This is a genomic window from Aeromonas sp. R7-1 (genome assembly GCF_040908115.1).
Taxonomy (GTDB): domain Bacteria; phylum Pseudomonadota; class Gammaproteobacteria; order Enterobacterales; family Aeromonadaceae; genus Aeromonas; species Aeromonas caviae.
Map to the genome: position 1 here is coordinate 1 of NZ_JBFODD010000027.1, position 19,245 is coordinate 19,245.

Here is a 19,245-nt window from a genome sequence, read left to right on the forward strand (position 1 = left end):
CCGTCGATGACGGGCCGCCCCTCTGGTTTCCGACCGAATCTGCCTCAGGCCGGGTCGCTGACGCCGCCGGTGGAGAGGGTCTTCTGGGAGAGCCAGAGGCCGCTCGCCTTCATCAGATAGCCAAACAGGGCGCCGATGATGAGGGAGGGCAGAATGAGCCGCCACTCGCCTGCGGCGCCGAAGGTGGCACAGCAACCGGCGAAGGTGCCGGGAATGTAGGCGAGCCACTGCTGCCTGGCCTGCACGCACATCAGGGTGGCCACCACCCCTGTCATCAGATAACCCGCCATGCCGGCCCCCCACCAGGTCTCCCCGTGGATCAGCAGGAGTGCCCACAGCATGCCGGTGGTGTTGCACAGCAAGGTCTGTAACAGCGCCTTGTAACCGCCACTCGAGGCGAAGTAGCTGGTGCAGCCGAGGAAGCCGACCCAGGAGATGAGACCGAGTGCGGCGGCCAGTCCACCCCAGACGGCGGAGAGGATCCCGGTCGTGATGGCGATGGCGAACAGTGGGCTCATGGCGTGACTCTCAGTGGTTGAATCCGGAAAAGGAGGCAGCCTACTCCGCGGTGGAGCGGCAGCAAGCGGGGGCCGGATTGTGTGTGATCCCGGTCACTCTTTGCAACTCTGGAATACGCTTGCGCTCGCGAAAAAAATTCATTGGAGGCGCCGCAGACCTTGTTCCATAGTTAGAGGCCCTGTCCTGCTCATGGAGTGAGTCTGATGGTGCCAAACGTGATCGTTCCTCTGCTGGTGTTCGTAGTGCTCTTCCTGGCCGGTACCATGGCCAAGGCACTGCCCCTTTACCAACTCATGTAATTCTGTGTGAAATAAAACTCGGCCGGGGCGGGTCTTATGGTTGTCAACCTCATCGTCCCGGGAGTTTTTTCATGTTGATCAAGCGCCGTACTTCTCATCACCCCACCGAACAGGATGTCACGCCGGAAACCGTCTATCAGGATCGTCGCCGCATCCTGAAAGGGCTGGGCCTGGGCGTCGGTGCCGCCACCCTGGCGTTTCCGGTGAAGGCCAGCCTGCTGGATCTCTTCGCACCGGACAAGCCGGCCCCCGTGGCCCCCACCAGACCCCTCGACATCCGTGCCGCGACCCGGCCAGAGGGATTGATCCTCACCCCGGAGGAGAAGGCCACCACCCACAACAATTTCTACGAGCTGGGGACCGACAAGGGGGATCCGGCCCGCAACGGCCATTACCTCAAGCCCGAGCCCTGGACCCTGAAGGTGGAAGGGGAGGTGGCCAAACCCTTCACCCTGGATGTGTGGGATCTCATCAACAAGAGCACGCTGGAGGAGCGCATCTATCGGCTGCGCTGCGTGGAGGCCTGGTCCATGGTGCTGCCCTGGAGCGGCATTGCGCTGGCGGATCTGATCCGCCGTGCCGAGCCCACCAGTCGCGCCAAGTTCGTGGCCTTCGAGACGCTCTATGATCCGGAACAGTTACCGGGGCAGGCCTCCCGTGCCCTGGGGGGCGGCATCGATTATCCCTATGTGGAGGGCTTGCGCCTCGACGAGGCCATGCACCCCCTCTCCTTCCTCGCCATGGGGCTCTATGGCAAAACCCTGCCCGCCCAGAACGGGGCTCCCATCCGGCTGGTTGTGCCCTGGAAGTACGGCTTCAAGAGCATCAAGAGCATCGTCTCCATCCGCCTGGTGGAGGAGATGCCCCCCACCACCTGGAACCTGCTGGCGCCGAACGAGTATGGTTTCTATGCCAACGTCAATCCGCAAGTGGATCACCCGCGCTGGAGCCAGGCCAGCGAGCGTTTCATCGGCGAGGGGGGCATCTTCGGGGCCAAGCGCCAGCCGACCCTGATGTTCAATGGCTACGGCGACGAGGTGGCGTCCCTCTATCAGGGGATGGATCTGCGTAAATGGTATTGAGACTGACGCGCTGTCCGAATGATCTCTTGCCCCCTTCTCCCCTGGTGGGCGAGGGGATGAGAAGCGGGAAAAACATGACGGGAACTGCAATATGACGCCGAGACTGAAAACAGCCCATATCAACGGCTTGCGGGCGCTGGTGCACCTTGGTTCGCTTGGCTTTCTGCTCTGGCTGGGCTATGCCGTGCCAGCCGGGCTGCTGGGGGGGGATCCGGTCCAGGGGCTGACCCATTACCTTGGCAAGGGGGCCCTTCACCTGCTGTTGCTGACCCTGCTGGTGTCGCCGCTCGCCAAGCGCTGGCGCCAGGGGCAGCTCATCAAGTTGCGCCGCCCCCTCGGGCTCTGGTGCGCCGCTTGGGCGTCCCTGCACTTCATGGTCTGGCTGGGGCTGGATCTGCAGTTCGACTGGGGGCTGATTGGCGGCGAGCTGGTGAAGCGCAGCTACATAGTGGTGGGCATGGTGGCGCTGCTGCTGTTGCTGGCGCTCGGCATCACCTCGATCCCGGCCCTGTTGCGTCGCATGGGGCCGGCATGGCAGAAGCTGCACAACTGGATCTACGGGGTGGCTCTGCTGGTGCCGGTACACTACTGGTGGTCGGTCAAGAGCGGGTGGCAGGAACCCCTCATCTATCTGGTGCTGGCCTGCGCCCTGCTGTGGCCCCGTCGGGAAAAGCTGCTGCGCCCCTGGCGCAGGCGAGCACAAGTGGCCGGGAGGGGGGCGGCGCAACAGCCGTCACGCCCATAGCAAAAGAGGCCTATTCGGCCTCTTTTTTGGTGATCTCGCCGGTGTTGGCATCGACCTGCAACTGGACGCGCTGATCGTCGGCATTCAGGGTATCGACCTCGAATTTGTCCCCTTCCAGCTCCACTTCCCGAATGTCGTGATACCCTTGTGCCAGCAACAACTTGACCAGTCCGGCCATGTCGAGACGTGTCTGCGCCGCCCAGCCAAAGGTGGAAAAGAGGCACAAGATCAGCAGGATACTGCGTGGGATCATATTCATTCCGGATTCATGGCTGGCACACTATAAACGGCATTATGTTAGGTTTTGAGAGATGAATCACCCATGAATAGCGCGCTGCCCCTGCTTGGATTGCTGCTGCCGATGCTGGTTCAGGCGGCCCAGCCGAACGAGGCCTTGCTGCAACAGGCGGTCAGCGAGGGGCGGGTCCGTCCTTTTCATGAGTTGATGGCGGTGGCCTCCCGCCTGCCGGTGCGGGTGCTGCGCGTCGATCTGGGTGAGGAGGATGGCGTCTGGCTCTACGAGCTCAGGCTCATCGACGAGGAGAACAGCGTCATCAAGGTGGGCTACCGGGCTGACAACCTGGAGATGGTGTGGCTCAAGGGCCACCATCTGGAACGCCTGTTCGCTCCGCGCCCGCCCCCGGAAGAGGAGTAACGGCGTGAGTCCGCGAACCTGCCGCCGTCCGGTTCGTCCCCCCAACCGTTGCCGGTGCCGGCACAACCCTGTTTTGGATACCCATGTATGCGCATTCTGATAGTTGAAGATGAAAAGATCCTCGCGGGCCAGCTGGCGGAACAGCTGCGTCTGTCCGGTTTCGTCACCGATCTCTGCCACGATGGCAACGAGGCGGGCTTTCTCGGCGAGACCGAACCCTATGACGCCATTATCCTGGATCTCGGCCTGCCCGGTCGCGACGGCCTGAGCGTACTGAAGGAGTGGCGCAGCAAGGGGATGGACACCCCGGTGCTGGTGCTGACCGCCCGTGGCCAGTTGCACGAGAAGATTGAAGGGCTCAACGCCGGGGCGGACGACTACCTCACCAAGCCCTTCCAGGTGGCGGAGCTGGTGGCGAGGGTGCAGGCGCTGGTGCGCCGGGCGGCGGGGAACGCCAGCTCCATCCTCGAGATCGGTGGCGTGCGTCTCGACATGGCGGCTTCCCAGGTGTGGTACGAAGGGACCCCCATCAAGCTCACCGCCCACGAGTTCCGGGTGCTGGGCTACCTGATGCAGCACAGGGGCAAGGTGGTGTCCCGCAGCGAGCTGATCGACCACATCTATGCCCAGGATTTCGATCGCGACTCCAACACCGTGGAGGTGTTCATCGGCCGCATCCGCAAGAAGACCCACGCCGATCTCATCGAGACGGTGCGCGGCCTCGGCTACCGGATCAACGAATGACGCGACCGCAACCGATGGCGGGGTGGGTTGAATGAGGCTGGTACGTACCCTGCGAGGTCGGCTGGTGGTGATCGCCATGGTCTGGTGCGGTCTCTTCCTGTTCGCCACCGGCTTCAGCCTGCAGACCATGATGCGCAACTACTGGCAGGAGGCGGAGGCCGATGGCTTGCGCCTGCAGCTCTACGATCTGCTCTCCCGCCTCGAGATCCAGCCGGACGGCATGCCGGTGGTCACCGAGCCCATGGCCGACCCCCGTTATCGCCAGCCTTACTCCGGCTACTACTGGCAGCTGGAGCTGGGGGAGACGGTGGTCAGTCGCTCCCGCTCCCTGTGGGATGCCCATTTGAGCGCCCACGGCCTGAAGTCGGCCTTCGGCGATCCGGATCTCTTTGTCGGCAAGGGGCCCAACAAGGAGCCCCTGCTCATCATGACCCGTACCGTGCTGCTGCCGGGGTCTGATCGGGTCTTCACCCTGGTGATGGCCAAGGACAGCAGCGCCCTGACCCAGACCCTGAAGAAGACCCGCATCAGCCTCTTCCTCGGCCTCGGCTTCGCCGCCACCGGCCTGGTGCTCGGCTTCATGTTCCAGATCCTCTACGGCCTGCGCCCGCTGCACCTGCTGCGTCGCGAGCTGAGCCGCGTCCATCAGGGTCATCAGGAGGGGTTCCGGCTGCGTTACCCCCTGGAGATCCAGCCGCTGGTGGAGGACATCAACCGCCTGCTGCACCACTATGGCGAGCTGCTGCAACGAGCCCGTTCCCACACCGGCAACCTGGCCCACGCCCTCAAGACGCCGCTCAGCATCATGCGCAACCAGGTGACCCAGTTGCCGCCGGAGGATCAGGCCGCTCTTGGCGAGCAGCTCGACCAGATCCAGCGCCACATCGACTACCACCTCGGCAAGGCGCGGGTGACTGGCGCCGCCAAGATCCTCGGGGTGTCGACCCCGGTGCGGGCCCGGGTGGAGTACATCTGCCGCGCCTTCTCCCGCCTCTATCCCGGCAAGACGGTGGACTTGCAGGTGCCGGTCAATCTGGCGGTCGGGGTGGAGGAGCAGGACTTCGACGAGATGGTGGGCAACCTGCTGGAGAACGCCTTCAAGTGGTCCGCCAGCGAGCTGCGCATCTCCAGCGCCGAGCTGGGGGGCTGGATCACCCTGCGCATCGAGGACGACGGTCCCGGCATGAGTGAAGATCAGATCGCCAAGGCGGTGCTGCGGGGGGTGCGCCTCGACGAGAAGGTGCCGGGTTCCGGGCTCGGTCTCAACATAGTGTCAGATCTGGCGGAGGCTTACCGTGGCAGCCTCATCATGGGGCGGGCCGAGCTGGGGGGGCTCGCCGCTTCCCTCTCCCTGCCCAAGGTGGCCAGGGTCGAGTGACGGGGGGCCCCGTCGGGGGGCCCCGTCGGGGGGCCCCTTTTGTGCCGCCGTGCTGGCAAGGGTGCGGCACCCGGCATAAGATACGTCTCTTGTTTCAGGTGTAGGAAGGGTAGCAATGACTGACGATCCTTGGGCTTTGTGCCATCTCGATGATTCGTTCGATGCCTCGGTGCTGGGCACCAAGGGGGCCCAGATCCAGTGGTTCGAGGACAGGGATGCCCTGATCCAGTTCCTGCTGGAGGATTTTGTCGACCTGCTGGCCGACGTGGGCGAGCTGGACGAGGATCAGACCGAGAGTGCCCGCGAGCGCTTCACCCTGCTGGTGGAGCAGAGCCTGGATGATCGCACCCTGATGGATGCCATCAACGATCTCGCCTCCGGCCTGCGCCGCATTGCCTGGCTGGGGCCCCTCTCCGAACTGGCGGAGTTGAGCGACGACTTCGCAAGCGGGCTGCGAGCCTTCTTCTGGAGCCAGTATGACGGTGACGAGGATGACCCCGAGGCCTGGGTGCCGGAAGATCTCTGGCCCCAGCTGGTGGAGTGTGCCGAAGAGTACATGGTGGAAGGAGACTTCTGAGCCACCTTGTCCCCACTCTGGCTGCAAGGCGGGTGGAGTGTGCCGAAGAGTACATGGTGGAAGGAGACTTCTGAGCCACCTTGTCCGCGCTCTGGCTGCAAAGCGGGTGGAGTGTGCCGAAGAGTACATGGTGGAAGGAGACTTCTGAGCCACCTTGTCCGCGCTCTGGCTGCAAGGCGGGTGGAGTGTGCCGAAGAGTACAGGGTGGAAGGAGACTTCTGAGCCACCTTGTCCCCAATCTGGCTGCAAGGCGGGTGGAGTATGCGGAAGAGTATATGGTTGAGGGTGACTTCTGATTCTGAGCCACACCACAAACTGCGATAAGAAAACGGCGCCTTGATGGCGCCGTTTTTGTTGCTCAGTCCTCTACTCAGCCGTTGGCCGGTACCTCGTGCGCCGTGTTGGCGAGCACTGGCCCGATATACTTCTCTATCTGCAATTGGGCCATGTGGCCGCAGTTGCCCTGGGCCAGACTGGACGAGCCCTCGTCGAATGTGAGGCAGTTGACGTTGCCGTTCTTGCAGATGCTGCCCGCTTCCCCCGGCTTGGCCGGGTCATACCAGGCCCCTTCACACACCCGCACTACCCCGGGCCGGATATCGGCGGAGATCAGGGCCCCCACCAGGATCTGGCCGCGCTCGTTGAAGGCCCGCACCAGATCGCCATCCTGGATGCCGCGCGCTTTGGCGTCGTCAGGATGGATCAGGATCGCTTCGCGGTCGGCGATGGCGAACTTGTCCCGCAGCGGGGTGTTGTCGAGCTGGGAGTGCAGCCGCTGGGTCGGGTGGGAGGTGTTGAGCGACAGCGGATAGCGCGCCGCCACCTCGCTCTTCACCCACTCCTTGGGCTCATACCACTTGGGATGACCGGCGCAGTCGGCGTAACCCATCCCCGCCACCGTGTTGGAGAAGATCTCGATCTTGCCGGACGGGGTACCGAGCGGGTTGAGCAGCGGGTTTTCGCGAAAATCGGCGTGACGGATCCACTGGCGGTTGGCCTCGGGGATCGGGAAGCGGATGTAGTTGTTGGCCTCCCAGAACATGTTGAACGGCGGCAGCGCCACCCGGGCGCCACGGGCCTGGGCCGCCATGCCGTCGTACATCTGCTTGAGCCACAGCATCTCGTCCTTCCCTTCGGTGTACTGCTCCTGCACACCCAGCTTGGCGGCGATGGCGCTGAAGATGTCGAAATCGTTGCGAGCTTCAAACTGGGGCGGTACGCACTGGTGCATGGGGAAGACGTAGCGCTGGGAGTAGTCGCCCCCCATCTCCAGATCGTTGCGCTCATAGCTGGTGGTGGCCGGCAGTACGATGTCGGCGTGTTTGGCGGTGGCCGTCCAGTAGGGCTCGTGAACGATCACGGTCTGGGGTTTGCGCCAGGCCTTGACTAGGTTGTTGGTGTCCTGATGGTGGTGGAAGGGGTTGCCGCCCGCCACGTAGACCAGCTTGATGTCCGGGTAGGTCACCTTGCGGCCGTTGAAGTCGATGGTCTTGCCGGGGTTGGCCAGACAGTCGGCGATGCGGGCCACCGGGATCGGCGCCGGGTTGTTCTTCGGTGCGTTGCCGGCTGAGATGCCCGCCAGAATGCCGCCCTTGGCGGTGGGGCTGCCACCGGAGGAGTAGTGGTAACTGAAGCCGTAGCCGCCCCCCGGCAGGCCGATCTGGCCCAGCATGGCGGCCAGAGTGACCAGCATCCAGTTGGGCTGTTCACCGTGGTGCTGACGCTGCATGCCCCAGCCCGCCATGATCATGGTGCGCTTGGCGGCCATGTCGAGGGCCAGCTGGCGGATCACCTTGGCCTCGACGCCGCAGATGGCGCTCGCCCACTCGGCGCTCTTCGGCTGACCGTCATCCTTGCCGAGCAGGTAGGCGAGGAAGGTGTCGAAGCCGACGGTGTAGCGATCGAGGAAGGCCTGATCGTGCTTCTTCTCGCTGTAGAGGGTGTGAGCGACACCCAACATCATGGCCACGTCTGTGTAGGCGTTCGGGGCAATCCACTCGGCATTGGCCTGCTTGGCGGTCTCGTTGTAGACGGGATCGATGCTGATGACCCGGGTGCCTTTCTCTTTCAGCGCCTTGAAGCCGGCCTGCCCCTCGTGATCCGGCATGTTCCAGCTGTTCTTCAGGGTCACCTGGGCGTTGACCCCCCAGAGCACCACCAGTTCGGCGTGCTCCACCACGTTGGGCCAGGCGGTCTGCTGCTCGTACACCTCGATGGAGCCCATCACGTGGGACATGATCACCTGAGCCGCGCCGGTGGAGTAGTCCCCGGCATAACCGGTGAAGCCGCCCGAGAGGTTCATCAGGCGGTGCAGCAGGGTGCGGCTGTTGTGGAACATGCCGACACTCTTCCAGCCGTAGGAACCGGCGTGGATCGCCTGGGGGCCGAAATCAGACTGAACGCGCTGGATCTCGCCGGCCACCAGTTCGATGGCCTTCTCCCAGCTCACCCGTACCCACTCGTCGGCACCGCGCAGCTCCGGTCTGGCACCCGGGCCGTGCTCCAGCCAGCTCTTGCGCACCATGGGGTACTTGATGCGGTTCTTGGCGTGCACCTGGAACGGCGCCATGTCGATAAGATCGTTCGGTGCCGGATCGTCGGCCACCGGCTGGACCCGCACCATGCGGCCCTCGGAGACGATGGCCTCGAAGGCCCCCCAGTGGGCGCCGGTCAGGATGCCTTTCTGGGCGGGCACCAGGGTGGGGAACTGCTCAAGGGCCGTGCTGACGGCCTTGGCCAGGGCGCTTTTCGGGAAGAGACCGGCCAGCAGGGGCAGGGTGGCACAGGCCCCCAGCCCCTTGAGCAGAGTACGGCGGGAGAGGTTGGTCTGTTGGTCATTGAAAAAAGTCATGGGAGAGTCCTCTGTTCCTGCCTTAATGGGCCGCGCTCATGTCGCTGGCATGTTTCTGCACGTATTGGGTGAGCATGCGCGCCTGCTCCGGGGTGAGGGAGGTACGAGACTCCATCCCCTTGATGACGCCGATCCACTGGTTGGCGTTGAAGTGATCCAGCGCGGTGAGGCCGTGACAGCCGGTGCAGTTGTTGGACATCAGGGTGGAGGCGTATTGCCACAGCTTGCCCTGGTCGCCGATGAGCTGGCTCTGGTCGACCCAGGCGGTCAGGCTGACCTGATGCCAGGTGAGGTTGGTGGCGCTGTCGGTCTCGCTCTTGCCGGTCACGAGGGCTTTTCTGGCGGCCTCGCCGACCAGCACGCTCAGGATCCGTTTGCCAGGGGCGGCGTAGAACACCTCGCTCACACCGTCCTGCTGCCAGCCGTCGATGCGCACCTGGGCGCGGCCGTTGTCGTTGGCCAGCACTTCCACCTGGGTGGAGGGCATCAGGGTGCCTTCATCAGTCTTGGCGCCAGCATCCAGATAGAGCGGGGTGGTGGCGATGGCATAGCGGGTGGTGACGGTGGTCGGGGTCTGGGCCGCGGCGGCGGCCAGTTCGCTGGCACCGGCGGCGGCCAGGCCACTCATGTCCGGCATGATGTGGGCAACGCCGCGGTGGCAGTCGATGCAGGTCTGACCCTCCTTGATGGCGACCGGGTGCTCGGCGCGGGCATTGGGGCGCTGGGCCAGGATGTCCATCGCCGCGTAGCTGTGGCAACTGCGACAGGTGGCGGAGTCATTGGACTTGAGCTGATCCCACACGGTCTGGGCCATGCGCAGCTTGTGGGCCTCGTATTTTTCCGGGGTGTCGAGGGTGCCGATCGCCTCGTGATAGATGTCTTTCACGGCGCGGATCTTGGTCCAGAGATAGGCGGCGGGTTCACTGGGGATGTGGCAGTCGGCGCACTCGGCGCGCATCCCCTTCACGTTCTGGAAGTGGACACTGCCCTGATATTCGGCGAGCGGGGTCTGCATGGAGTGGCAGGAGACGCAGAACTCGGTGGAGCTGGTCTTGTGCAGCACGGTGACGGTGACGCCCAGTGCAGCGACCCCCAGCAGGGCCCCGAGCAGCAGAAGCCAGAACCAGGTCTTTCTCAACAGTTTTCCAAGCATGGTGACGGTGTCCTTCGAATTCGGGTATTACCAATATAGTAGTAGTCCCAAGATTCGATGGGTTGACCTCGGTCATGATTTTTATTTCGACATGAAAGTAATTTTTGGTTTTGTTTTTTGTTTGGGCATGCTTTTTTGAATTTTAATCGCACCTTTACCCTTCAACGGAAGCAGGATGCGCTGTGGTGAGGGCGATGCCCAAGCCGGGGCGGGGAGGCCGCGCACCACCCCGGGGCTTGGGGTTTGCGGTGAGAGGATTGTATACTGTTCACATATACAGTATTCAGGTGTATCCATCATGCGACTCTTTATCGCCGAGAAACCCAGCCTTGGCCGTGCCATCGCCGATGTCCTCCCCAAACCTCACAAGAAGGGGGAGGGTTTCATCGAGACGGCGCAGGGAGACGTGGTGACCTGGTGCATCGGCCACCTGCTGGAGCAGGCCGAGCCCGATGCCTACGATGCCGCCTACAAGCAGTGGCGCATGGAATCCCTCCCCATTGTCCCGACCCAGTGGCAGCTGGTGGCCAAACCCAAGACCAAGGCCCAGCTGGCCGTCATCAAGGGGCTCATCAAGCAGGCGGACTGCGTGGTCAACGCCGGTGACCCGGACAGGGAAGGGCAACTGCTGGTGGACGAGGTGATCGACTTTCTCGGTTATCCCAAGACCAAACCGGTTCAGCGCTGCCTCATCAGCGATCTCAATCCCCCCGCCGTGCGCCGCGCCCTCGACAAGCTCAGGGACAACAAGGAGTTCGTGCCGCTGGCGGTGTCGGCGCTGGCCCGTAGCCGTGCCGACTGGCTCTATGGCATCAACATGACCCGGGCCTATACCCTGCTTGGCCGCAAGGGGGGTTGCAGCGAACTGCTGTCGGTGGGCCGGGTACAGACCCCCTTGCTCGGTCTGGTGGTGCGCCGGGATCTCGAGATCGAGGCCTTCGTTCCCAAGCCGTTCTACGAGGTGATGGCCCATCTGCTGACCCAGGGCAACGAACGCTTCACCGCCAGGTGGCTGCCATCGGAGGCCTGCCTGCCCTGGCAGGATGAGGAGGGACGGGTGCTCAACCGGGCGCTGGCCGCCAAGGTGGTGGAGCGGATCCAGGGGCAACCCGCCCGGGTGGAGGCGGTGGAGGAGCAGGCGCGCAAGCAGGCGGCGCCGCTCCCCTACAATCTTTCCAGCCTGCAGATCGACGCGGCCAAGCGCTTTGGCATGGATGCCAAGCGGGTGCTGGATATCTGCCAGAGCCTCTACGAGCGGCACAAGCTCATCACCTATCCCAGATCCGACAGCCGCCATTTGCCGAGCGAGCACTTCTATCGGGCCGGCCAGGTGCGGGAGGCCATCGCCAGCACGGCCCCTGCGCTGGCCAGGGCGGTCGCCGAAGCGGATGGCAGGATCCGCAGCAAGGCGTGGAACGACAGCAAGGTGGATGCCCACCACGCCATCATTCCCACCGAGAAGAGGGGGAACGAGGGGAGCCTGGGGGCCGACGAAGCGAAGCTTTACGGCCTGATTGCCCGCCAGTATCTGCTGCAGTTCTACCCGCCGTTCGAGTACAACGACAGCAAGGTGTTGCTGCGCATCGCCGGAGGGCTGTTCCAGGCCAAGGCGCGCCGCATCCTCAAGGCGGGCTGGAAGGCGCTGCTCGGAGTGGAAGAGGATGACGAGGAGGAGGCGGGAACCCTGCCTGCCCTGAAAGAGGGGGAGGAACTGCTGTGCGAGCGGGGGGAACTGCTGGAGAAGATGACCCAGCCCCCCAAGCCGTTTACCGATGCCACCCTGCTGGCCGCCATGACCGGCATCGCCCGTTATGTGCAGGATCCCGAGATCCGCAAGACCCTGCGGGAGACCGATGGTCTGGGCACCGAGGCGACCCGGGCCGGGATCATCGATCTGCTGTTCAAGCGCCGCTTCCTGGTGCGCCAGGGCAAGAGCATCAAGGCCACCCCGACCGGGCGAGCCCTGGTCCAGGCGCTGCCCGCGACCGCCACGACACCGGACATGACGGCACTGTGGGAGCAGAGTCTGGGGCAGATCGCCGAACGTCACGGCAGCTACCAGCAGTTCATGGGGCCGCTCACCGAGCAGCTTAACGGCCTGATCGAGGGGGCGCGGCAAGATTCCGGCGCCAGCTTCAGCGCGTTGCCCAAGGCGACGCCCGGTGACAGCAAGCACCGCTTTGCCCGCCGCAAGCGGACTGCGTCCACCGCCGCACGCCCCCGCACGAGCAAGAGTGCTGGCAAGAGTACGGGAAAGAGCTCTGGCAAGGTGACGACCAGGGGCAAGGCGGCCTGAGGCTGGTGCGCGCCGTGATCACATAAAAATAAGAAGAGGGGCCAGTGGCCCCTCTTTGCATGGGTGGAGCGGCTTACCCCGTGTAGACGCTCTCTTCCGGATAACGGATGCGGGTCTCCACCGGGCGGGCCAGCATGATCGCCAGGGTGAGGGGCCCCAGACGGCCGCAGATCATCACCAGCACCAGGATCAGTTTGCCCGGTTCGCTCAGAGAAGCGGTGATGCCGGTGGACAGACCCACGGTGGCAAAGGCCGAGATGGTCTCGAACATGATCTTGTCGAATGATTGCGACTCCGTGAGCATCAGCAGGAACATCGCCAGCATCAGCACCATGGTACTGACGATGATGATGGCCAGGGAACGGGTCACTATCTGGGGTGACAGGGTGCGGCCGAAGGCGGTGACATGGGGGCGCTTGGTCAGAAACGCCCGGGTCGCCAGCAGGACGACGGCAAAGGTGGTGACCTTGATACCGCCCCCGGTCGAGGTTGCCCCGGCACCGATGAACATCAGCATCATCATGAACAGCAAGGAGGCCGGCACCATCTGGCCGATATCCACCGTGTTGAAGCCCGCCGTGCGCGCGGTGGCCGACTGGAAGAAGGCTGCCAGCCACTGGCTCCCGAAGGAGGCGTTGCCCAGGGTGCCCGGGTTGTTGTGCTCCAGCAGCCAGAACATCAGGGTCCCCAGCAGCAGCAGGGCAGGGGTCATCAGCAGCATCAGCTTGCTGTGCAGTTTCAGCTTGCGCCAGCGGCGGTTGCGCACCAGGTCGACGATGACGGTGAAGCCTACCCCCCCCAGGATCAGCAGGGCCGGTATGGTCAGGCTGATGATGGGGTCATCCCGGTAGTCCATGAGGTTGTTGGCAAACAGCGAGAAGCCGGCGTTGTTGAAAGCTGACACCGCGTGGAAGAAGCTGACGTAGAGGCCGTGGCCCCAGCCCATGTCGGGCACCCAGCGAATGGCCATGATGGCGGTGCCGATCAGCTGGGCAATCAGGGCGAACAGGACGATGCGCTTCACCAGCTGGACGATGTTGACGGATCCCTCCTGGCCCAGCGCCTCCTTGGCCAGCACCTGCTGGCGCAGCCCGACCCGCTTGCTGAACATGGCGATGAGCAGCAGTGTCATGGTCATCTGGCCGAGACCACCAATCTCCATCAATATCAACAGGATGATCTGCCCCTGCAGGGTGAAGGCGGTGCCGGTATCCACCACCCCGAGGCCGGTCACGCTGATGGCGGAGGTGGCGGTGAACAGGGCGTTGATGACGGTGACCTCACCCTTGTGGCTGGAGGGCTGGACCAGAAACAGGGTGCCAACCAGCAGGATGATGAGGAAACTGCCCAGGATGAGCTTGGCCTCGCTCCAGCGGGAGTTGTCTTCCCGATGCAGGGTGAAGGCGTAGTTGCTGCGCCAGTTGATCATAGGGTGTCGAGCCAGTGATCGATGGCGTGCTTGTTGCCGGCCAGGATCAGGATGTCACCGAGTTGCAGCTCCATCTTGCCGGTCAGGACGTTGTGCAGCACCTCACCCCGCTTGATGGCCAACAGCTGGAAATCGCTTTGCTGCAGCAGGCGCAAGTCGGCCAGGGTGCGGGTGTTTTGCTGCAAGCCGATCACGAACTCGGTCAGCACCATGTCGTGACCCAGCTCCAGGTAGTCGAACAGCCGGTTGTCCAGCATGCTCTGGGCCACCCGGCGGCCCATGTCCCACTCCGGGTTGATCACCTTGTCCGCGCCCACCTTCTGCAGGATCTTGGCGTGGAACTTGTCACGGGCCTTGACCCAGACCTTCTTCACGCCCGCCTCTTTCAGCACCAGCGTGGTCAGTATGCTGGTCTCCAGGTTGTCGCCGATGGCGACAAAGACGATGTCGAAATTCGCCAGGCCCAGTTCGGCGACCGTAGCCTCGTCGGTGGCATCGGCAACGATGACGTGGTTGCAGAGGGTGGCTATCTGGCGGGTCTTGCTCTCGTCGATGTCGATGGCCAGTACCTCGGCATTCTGGCGCTGCAACTCTTCGCACAAGGCGCTGCCAAACAGGCCCAGGCCGATGACGGCGAATTGATTGTTCATGCATGCTTCCTCAGCGGGATGAAGGGATTACTCTACTCCAGCGCCGCGAGTCCGAAAAGTGTCCGGGTTTTTTGTCCCGGGGGATCTGGGGTAAACTGCGCCCTTGTCCTTGTCGGAACACACAGATGAAACTCACCCCCCATGCCTCCCTGTCGACCCTCAATACTCTGGGCCTGGACGCACACTGCCTCTGGCTGGCCGATGTGACCCGGTCGGATGATCTCGCGCAACTGCGGACCAACCCGGAGTTGGCCACCTTGCCGCGCCTGGTGCTGGGAGGAGGAAGCAACATCCTGTTCTGTGATGACTTTGCCGGTCTGGTGGTTCACAACGGCCTGAAAGGGATCACGCTGCACGAGGAGTCCGAGCACTGGCTGCTGCACGTGGCGGCAGGTGAAAACTGGCATGAGCTGGTATGCCACGCCCTGCAACAGGGCTGGCACGGGCTGGAGAACCTGGCACTCATTCCCGGGACGGTCGGGGCGGCCCCGGTACAGAACATCGGAGCCTACGGGGTCGAGCTGGCCAGCGTCTGTGCCTACGTGGAGGCGTTCAACTGGCAAAGTGGCGAGGTTGCGCGCATCGCGGCGGCCGACTGCCGGTTCGGTTACCGTGACAGCATCTTCAAGCACGACTATCAGGACTCCCACTTCATCACCGCCGTTGGTCTGCGCCTGCCCAAGGCATGGCGTCCGGTCGCCGGTTATGGCCCGCTGGCGGCGCTGGGGGATGCCCCTTCGCCACAGGCCATCTTCGACACAGTCTGTGCCACCCGCATGGCCAAGCTGCCGGATCCGGCGGTGCTGGGCAACGCGGGCAGTTTCTTCAAAAACCCTGTGGTGCCCGCCGCCCTGGCCGAGACCCTGAAACAGCAATACCCGCAGATGCCCTGCTACCCCGCGGCAGAAGGGCAGGCCAAGCTGGCGGCTGGCTGGCTCATCGATCAGTGCGGTCTCAAGGGGTTTGCCATCGGTCGTGCCGCCGTCCATCAGGAGCAGGCGCTGGTGCTGGTCAATCTGGGGGGCGCCAGCGCCATGGAGCTCATCGCGCTGGCGGCCCATGTCCGCGACAGCGTAGAGCACCAGTTCGGTGTGGTGCTGGAACATGAGGTGCGCTTCATGGGGCGCAGCGGTGAAACCTGGCTCGACGAGGTACTGGCATGACCCTGACCCCCGTCAGACAGACCCTGATCACCCTGCTCAGCGATGGTCAGTTCCATTCCGGCGAGCAGCTGGGCGAGCGCCTTGGCATCAGCCGGGCGGCGGTGAGCAAGCACATGGCCGCGCTCAAGGATCTGGGGCTGGATCTCTTCAGCCTGACCGGCAAGGGCTATCGGCTGGCGGTGCCCATGGCCCTCTATGACGAGGGGCGGCTGCAGGCAGAGGCACCGATGGCACCGGTGCATTGCTTCCCTGTCATCGACTCCACCAACCAGTACCTGCTGGAGCGGGTCAACACCCTGAGCTCCGGGGAAAGCTGTCTGGCCGAGTGCCAGACCGCCGGGCGGGGACGTCGTGGCAAACCCTGGGTTTCTCCCTTCGGTTGCCAGCTGATCCTGAGCATGTACTGGCGGCTTGAGCAGGGCATGGCGGCCGCCATGGGACTGAGTCTCGCGGTCGGCGTGGCGGTGGTCGAGGCGCTGGAGTCCCTCGGTTATCCCGGGGTGGCGCTCAAGTGGCCGAACGACCTCTATTACCAGGGCCGCAAGCTGGCGGGCATCCTGGTGGAGATGAGCGGCAGTGCGGGTGCCAGCTGCCATCTGGTGATCGGGGTCGGCCTCAATCTGGCGATGCCGAGTCGGGAGGGGGAGAAGATCGATCAGGCCTGGTCCGAGCTGCGCCATATCCAGCCCGAGCTGGTGGATCGCAACGAGCTGGCCGCCTGCGTGCTGCTGCACCTGCAACAGGCCATGCAAACCTTCGAACAGACGGGGTTGGCGAGTTTTGTCGAGAGCTGGAACCGGCTCGACCACTTCGCCGGCCAGCCGGTGAAGCTGCTGATGGGAGAGCAGGTGATCCGCGGGATTGCCCGGGGGATCGACGAACGCGGAGCCCTGCGTCTGGAGACGGAAGAGGGGCTCAAGCTCTATCTGGGAGGGGAACTCTCCCTGCGGCGGGGGGACTGAACCCATACGCTCATGACGACTGAATGGAAGAGGGGGCCTGCGGGCCCCCTCTTCCATGTATGCACTGCGACAGTGGTCACTTGCGCAGCTTGATCTGCTCGATGGCGTGCTCGTTGCCCTTGGTGAGGATGAGGTTGGCCCGCTCCCGGGTCGGCAAGATGTTCTCTTGCAGGTTCAGGTAGTTGATATCCTGCCAGATGTTGTTGGCGATCTCGGTCGCCTCGCTCTCGGCCAGCTTGGCGTAGTGGTGGAAATAGGAGTCGGGATCCGAGAAGGCGCCGCTGCGGAATTTGAGAAAACGATCGATGTACCAGGTGCGCAGCAGCTCGGCGTCAGCATCCACATAGATGGAGAAGTCGACGAAGTCCGACACGAACACACGATGGGGGTCCTGGGGATAGTCCATGCCGCTTTGCAGCACATTGAGCCCCTCCAGGATCAGGATGTCCGGCTGCTCCACCACCTTCTTCTCGTCGGGCAGGATGTCATAGATCAGGTGGGAGTAGACGGGGGCCTCGACCTTCTCGTGGCCGGCGCGGATATTGGCGACAAACTCCACCAGATGGCGGATGTCATAAGACTCGGGGAATCCCTTGCGACGCATCAGGCCACGGGCTTCCAGCTCCTTGTTGGGAAACAGGAAGCCGTCGGTGGTGACCAGCTCCACCCTGGGGTGCTCCGGCCAGCGCTCCAGCAATGCCTGAAGGATACGGGCCGTGGTGCTCTTGCCCCCCGCCACGCTGCCGGCGATGCTGATGATATAGGTGCCCTTGCCGCGGGACTGACCGAGAAACTGCTCCAGCACCCGGCTGCGGCGCTGCTTGGCCTTGACGTAGAGATTGAGGAGACGGGAGAGGGGCAGATAGATCTCTTCCACTTCCCGCAATGACACCTTCTCGTTGATCCCGCGCAGGGTCTGCAGATCGTGCTCGGTCAAGGTCAGGGGGACCGCATCGCGCAATAACGCCCATTGTTCGCGGGTGAATTGCAAATAGGGGTTATGCTCTGTCGTCATGGTGTCATCACTGTTTCTTGGGCAGGGCGACCATACACCAAGGGATCGGGAGCGACAAGGGACGCGTCCGGTCGGGACGGAGAAGGAGCGTTTTTTTGCCTGGATCCCGGCATAAATGCACATTTTGCAAGGTGCAATGGTTGCATCCCCAAAATCCTTACCATAAAATGCGCGACGCTTGGATGTCTGTCGTCTATTTGCCCAGCAAAAGCGACAAAAACAACGGGTGCAAGCAGAATTACCGTTGTGGCATTTATGCAACTGGAGGGGTTCCCGAGCGGCCAAAGGGATCAGACTGTAAATCTGACGGCTCTGCCTTCGAAGGTTCGAATCCTTCTCCCTCCACCATATTTCTCTGCGGTTTGAGTTCTTTGGGTTAGAGAAATGCGGGCATCGTATAATGGCTATTACCTCAGCCTTCCAAGCTGATGATGCGGGTTCGATTCCCGCTGCCCGCTCCAAGATGCTGATATGGCTCAGGTAATTCTGAGAGCCACACCTTAGGGTGAGTTCGGCAATCGAACCAGCCTGTCAGCACCAACCTCTCTACTCCCCTTGATTCAAATCCATCATATAAACTGTTCTGTGGTTAGCTTGCCACCGCGTACTCAGCGTTAGTTTAGAGGGACGATCATGTCTAAAGAAAAATTTGAGCGTAATAAACCGCACGTTAACGTGGGTACCATCGGCCACGTTGACCACGGTAAAACCACCCTGACCGCCGCCATCACCAACGTGCTGGCCAAGCACTTCGGTGGTAAAGCTTTCGCCTTCGACCAGATCGACAAGGCACCGGAAGAGCGTGAGCGTGGTATCACCATCAACACCTCCCACGTAGAATACGACACTGCAACCCGCCACTATGCCCACGTAGATTGCCCGGGTCACGCCGACTACGTTAAAAACATGATCACCGGTGCTGCCCAGATGGACGGCGCAATCCTGGTAGTAGCAGCGACTGACGGCCCGATGCCGCAAACTCGTGAGCACATCCTGCTGGGTCGTCAGGTAGGCGTTCCGTACATCATCGTGTTCATGAACAAGTGCGACATGGTAGATGACGAAGAGCTGCTGGAACTGGTCGAGATGGAAGTTCGCGAACTGCTGTCCGAGTACGACTTCCCGGGTGATGACCTGCCGGTAGTACGTGGTTCCGCACTGAAAGCGCTGGAAGGCGAAGCTCAGTGGGAAGAGAAGATCCTGGAACTGGCTGGCCACCTGGACACCTACATTCCGGAGCCGGAGCGTGCCATCGACCAGCCGTTCCTGATGCCTATCGAAGACGTCTTCTCCATCGCAGGCCGTGGTACCGTAGTTACCGGTCGTGTAGAGCGCGGTATCGTCAAGGTTGGTGAAGAAGTGGAAATCGTTGGTATCAAAGATACCACCAAGACCACCTGTACTGGCGTTGAAATGTTCCGCAAACTGCTGGACGAAGGTCGTGCTGGTGAGAACGTTGGTGCACTGCTGCGTGGCGTGAAGCGTGAAGACGTAGAGCGTGGTCAGGTACTGGCCAAGCCGGGCACCATCAAGCCGCACACCAAGTTCGAATCCGAAGTGTACGTGCTGTCCAAAGAAGAAGGTGGTCGTCACACTCCGTTCTTCAAGGGCTACCGTCCGCAGTTCTACTTCCGTACTACCGACGTGACCGGTACCATCGAACTGCCGGAAGGCGTAGAGATGGTCATGCCGGGCGACAACATCAAGATGGTTGTTACCCTGATTGC

Annotated in this window: 17 protein-coding genes and 2 tRNA genes; 12 read left to right on the plus strand and 7 right to left on the minus strand. The window is 62.8% G+C overall.

What is annotated here, in order from left to right; translation table 11 throughout:
* Positions 1 to 44 precede the first annotated feature (44 nt).
* A complete protein-coding gene (locus tag AB5Y51_RS06200) occupies positions 45 to 518 on the minus strand; it encodes a DUF1097 domain-containing protein (protein ID WP_042014355.1) in 474 nt (157 codons plus the stop codon).
* A 371-nt stretch (positions 519 to 889) separates the two neighbouring features.
* Between AB5Y51_RS06200 and msrP the strand changes: the two genes are divergently transcribed.
* Together msrP and msrQ are read left to right on the plus strand one after the other, a co-directional pair.
* The gene (gene msrP, locus AB5Y51_RS06205; RefSeq protein ID WP_323917450.1) at positions 890 to 1,900 is read left to right on the plus strand and encodes a protein-methionine-sulfoxide reductase catalytic subunit MsrP; all 1,011 of its coding nucleotides are present in this window, start codon (positions 890 to 892) and stop codon (positions 1,898 to 1,900) included.
* Between the two features lie 91 nt (positions 1,901 to 1,991).
* Complete coding sequence (msrQ, locus tag AB5Y51_RS06210; RefSeq protein ID WP_041214275.1) at positions 1,992 to 2,645, plus strand: protein-methionine-sulfoxide reductase heme-binding subunit MsrQ; 654 nt, start codon at positions 1,992 to 1,994, stop codon at positions 2,643 to 2,645.
* Positions 2,646 to 2,655: 10 nt separating this feature from the next.
* On the opposite strand, the gene AB5Y51_RS06215 is transcribed toward msrQ, so the two are convergent.
* The gene (locus tag AB5Y51_RS06215; protein ID WP_010675973.1) at positions 2,656 to 2,904 is read right to left on the minus strand and encodes a PepSY domain-containing protein; all 249 of its coding nucleotides are present in this window, start codon (positions 2,902 to 2,904) and stop codon (positions 2,656 to 2,658) included.
* 63 nt (positions 2,905 to 2,967) lie between these two features.
* On the opposite strand from AB5Y51_RS06215, the gene AB5Y51_RS06220 reads away from it, so the two are divergent.
* The 4 genes from AB5Y51_RS06220 (at position 2,968) to AB5Y51_RS06235 (ending at position 5,999) form a co-directional block, all read left to right on the plus strand.
* Positions 2,968 to 3,300, plus strand: coding sequence for a PepSY domain-containing protein (locus AB5Y51_RS06220; protein ID WP_041211926.1), 333 nt, complete (start codon positions 2,968 to 2,970; stop codon positions 3,298 to 3,300).
* A gap of 87 nt (positions 3,301 to 3,387) precedes the next feature.
* On the plus strand, positions 3,388 to 4,044 hold the full coding sequence (locus AB5Y51_RS06225) for a response regulator transcription factor (protein WP_005332666.1): 657 nt from the start codon (positions 3,388 to 3,390) through the stop codon (positions 4,042 to 4,044).
* Positions 4,045 to 4,075: 31 nt separating this feature from the next.
* Positions 4,076 to 5,422, plus strand: a complete 1,347-nt coding sequence (locus AB5Y51_RS06230; protein WP_010675971.1) for a sensor histidine kinase — start codon at positions 4,076 to 4,078, stop codon at positions 5,420 to 5,422.
* Positions 5,423 to 5,537: 115 nt separating this feature from the next.
* Positions 5,538 to 5,999, plus strand: a complete 462-nt coding sequence (locus tag AB5Y51_RS06235) for a hypothetical protein (RefSeq protein ID WP_010675970.1) — start codon at positions 5,538 to 5,540, stop codon at positions 5,997 to 5,999.
* Between the two features lie 370 nt (positions 6,000 to 6,369).
* Here the strand turns inward: AB5Y51_RS06235 and torA are convergent, their stop codons facing one another.
* Both torA and AB5Y51_RS06245 read right to left on the minus strand, forming a co-directional pair.
* Positions 6,370 to 8,850, minus strand: a complete 2,481-nt coding sequence (gene torA / locus AB5Y51_RS06240; RefSeq protein WP_368178166.1) for a trimethylamine-N-oxide reductase TorA — start codon at positions 8,848 to 8,850, stop codon at positions 6,370 to 6,372.
* A gap of 22 nt (positions 8,851 to 8,872) precedes the next feature.
* Positions 8,873 to 10,003, minus strand: a complete 1,131-nt coding sequence (locus AB5Y51_RS06245) for a NapC/NirT family cytochrome c (protein ID WP_368178167.1) — start codon at positions 10,001 to 10,003, stop codon at positions 8,873 to 8,875.
* A 298-nt stretch (positions 10,004 to 10,301) separates the two neighbouring features.
* Between AB5Y51_RS06245 and AB5Y51_RS06250 the strand changes: the two genes are divergently transcribed.
* Complete coding sequence (locus AB5Y51_RS06250) at positions 10,302 to 12,299, plus strand: DNA topoisomerase III (protein ID WP_368178168.1); 1,998 nt, start codon at positions 10,302 to 10,304, stop codon at positions 12,297 to 12,299.
* A gap of 73 nt (positions 12,300 to 12,372) precedes the next feature.
* Here AB5Y51_RS06250 and AB5Y51_RS06255 read toward each other — a convergent pair whose 3' ends face one another.
* Positions 12,373 to 13,728: a TrkH family potassium uptake protein gene (locus tag AB5Y51_RS06255; protein ID WP_041211921.1), complete on the minus strand. Its 1,356-nt coding sequence runs from the start codon at positions 13,726 to 13,728 to the stop codon at positions 12,373 to 12,375.
* Positions 13,725 to 14,378 (minus strand): TrkA family potassium uptake protein, encoded by a 654-nt coding sequence (locus tag AB5Y51_RS06260; RefSeq protein ID WP_010675965.1) that lies wholly within the window; start codon positions 14,376 to 14,378, stop codon positions 13,725 to 13,727. The genes AB5Y51_RS06255 and AB5Y51_RS06260 overlap by 4 nt, the downstream gene beginning before the upstream one ends.
* A 125-nt stretch (positions 14,379 to 14,503) precedes the next feature.
* On the opposite strand from AB5Y51_RS06260, the gene murB reads away from it, so the two are divergent.
* Positions 14,504 to 15,541, plus strand: a complete 1,038-nt coding sequence (gene murB / locus AB5Y51_RS06265) for a UDP-N-acetylmuramate dehydrogenase (protein ID WP_323902746.1) — start codon at positions 14,504 to 14,506, stop codon at positions 15,539 to 15,541.
* The gene (birA, locus tag AB5Y51_RS06270) at positions 15,538 to 16,503 is read left to right on the plus strand and encodes a bifunctional biotin--[acetyl-CoA-carboxylase] ligase/biotin operon repressor BirA (protein WP_042016250.1); all 966 of its coding nucleotides are present in this window, start codon (positions 15,538 to 15,540) and stop codon (positions 16,501 to 16,503) included. The genes murB and birA overlap by 4 nt, the downstream gene beginning before the upstream one ends.
* 76 nt (positions 16,504 to 16,579) lie before the next feature.
* Here the strand turns inward: birA and coaA are convergent, their stop codons facing one another.
* Complete coding sequence (gene coaA / locus AB5Y51_RS06275) at positions 16,580 to 17,518, minus strand: type I pantothenate kinase (RefSeq protein WP_029314861.1); 939 nt, start codon at positions 17,516 to 17,518, stop codon at positions 16,580 to 16,582.
* 263 nt (positions 17,519 to 17,781) lie between these two features.
* Between coaA and AB5Y51_RS06280 the strand changes: the two genes are divergently transcribed.
* The 3 genes from AB5Y51_RS06280 to tuf all read left to right on the plus strand — a co-directional run.
* Positions 17,782 to 17,866, plus strand: a tRNA-Tyr gene (locus AB5Y51_RS06280).
* A gap of 38 nt (positions 17,867 to 17,904) precedes the next feature.
* Positions 17,905 to 17,979: transfer RNA gene (locus tag AB5Y51_RS06285), tRNA-Gly, on the plus strand.
* Between the two features lie 172 nt (positions 17,980 to 18,151).
* A partial coding sequence (gene tuf, locus AB5Y51_RS06290) for an elongation factor Tu (RefSeq protein WP_005306258.1) occupies positions 18,152 to 19,245 on the plus strand: 1,094 nt, incomplete at its 3' end.

Bases quoted from the DNA above. Each gene is read 5' to 3' on its own strand.
- AB5Y51_RS06215 (WP_010675973.1), bottom strand. From the start codon at position 2,904: ATGAATATGATCCCACGCAGTATCCTGCTGATCTTGTGCCTCTTTTCC.
- msrQ (WP_041214275.1), top strand. From the start codon at position 1,992: ATGACGCCGAGACTGAAAACAGCCCATATCAACGGCTTGCGGGCGCTG.
- AB5Y51_RS06235 (WP_010675970.1), top strand. From the start codon at position 5,538: ATGACTGACGATCCTTGGGCTTTGTGCCATCTCGATGATTCGTTCGAT.
- AB5Y51_RS06225 (WP_005332666.1), top strand. From the start codon at position 3,388: ATGCGCATTCTGATAGTTGAAGATGAAAAGATCCTCGCGGGCCAGCTG.
- coaA (WP_029314861.1), bottom strand. From the start codon at position 17,518: ATGACGACAGAGCATAACCCCTATTTGCAATTCACCCGCGAACAATGG.
- murB (WP_323902746.1), top strand. From the start codon at position 14,504: ATGAAACTCACCCCCCATGCCTCCCTGTCGACCCTCAATACTCTGGGC.
- birA (WP_042016250.1), top strand. From the start codon at position 15,538: ATGACCCTGACCCCCGTCAGACAGACCCTGATCACCCTGCTCAGCGAT.
- AB5Y51_RS06250 (WP_368178168.1), top strand. From the start codon at position 10,302: ATGCGACTCTTTATCGCCGAGAAACCCAGCCTTGGCCGTGCCATCGCC.
- AB5Y51_RS06230 (WP_010675971.1), top strand. From the start codon at position 4,076: ATGAGGCTGGTACGTACCCTGCGAGGTCGGCTGGTGGTGATCGCCATG.
- torA (WP_368178166.1), bottom strand. From the start codon at position 8,850: ATGACTTTTTTCAATGACCAACAGACCAACCTCTCCCGCCGTACTCTG.
- AB5Y51_RS06245 (WP_368178167.1), bottom strand. From the start codon at position 10,003: ATGCTTGGAAAACTGTTGAGAAAGACCTGGTTCTGGCTTCTGCTGCTC.
- AB5Y51_RS06255 (WP_041211921.1), bottom strand. From the start codon at position 13,728: ATGATCAACTGGCGCAGCAACTACGCCTTCACCCTGCATCGGGAAGAC.
- AB5Y51_RS06220 (WP_041211926.1), top strand. From the start codon at position 2,968: ATGAATAGCGCGCTGCCCCTGCTTGGATTGCTGCTGCCGATGCTGGTT.
- AB5Y51_RS06200 (WP_042014355.1), bottom strand. From the start codon at position 518: ATGAGCCCACTGTTCGCCATCGCCATCACGACCGGGATCCTCTCCGCC.
- AB5Y51_RS06260 (WP_010675965.1), bottom strand. From the start codon at position 14,378: ATGAACAATCAATTCGCCGTCATCGGCCTGGGCCTGTTTGGCAGCGCC.
- msrP (WP_323917450.1), top strand. From the start codon at position 890: ATGTTGATCAAGCGCCGTACTTCTCATCACCCCACCGAACAGGATGTC.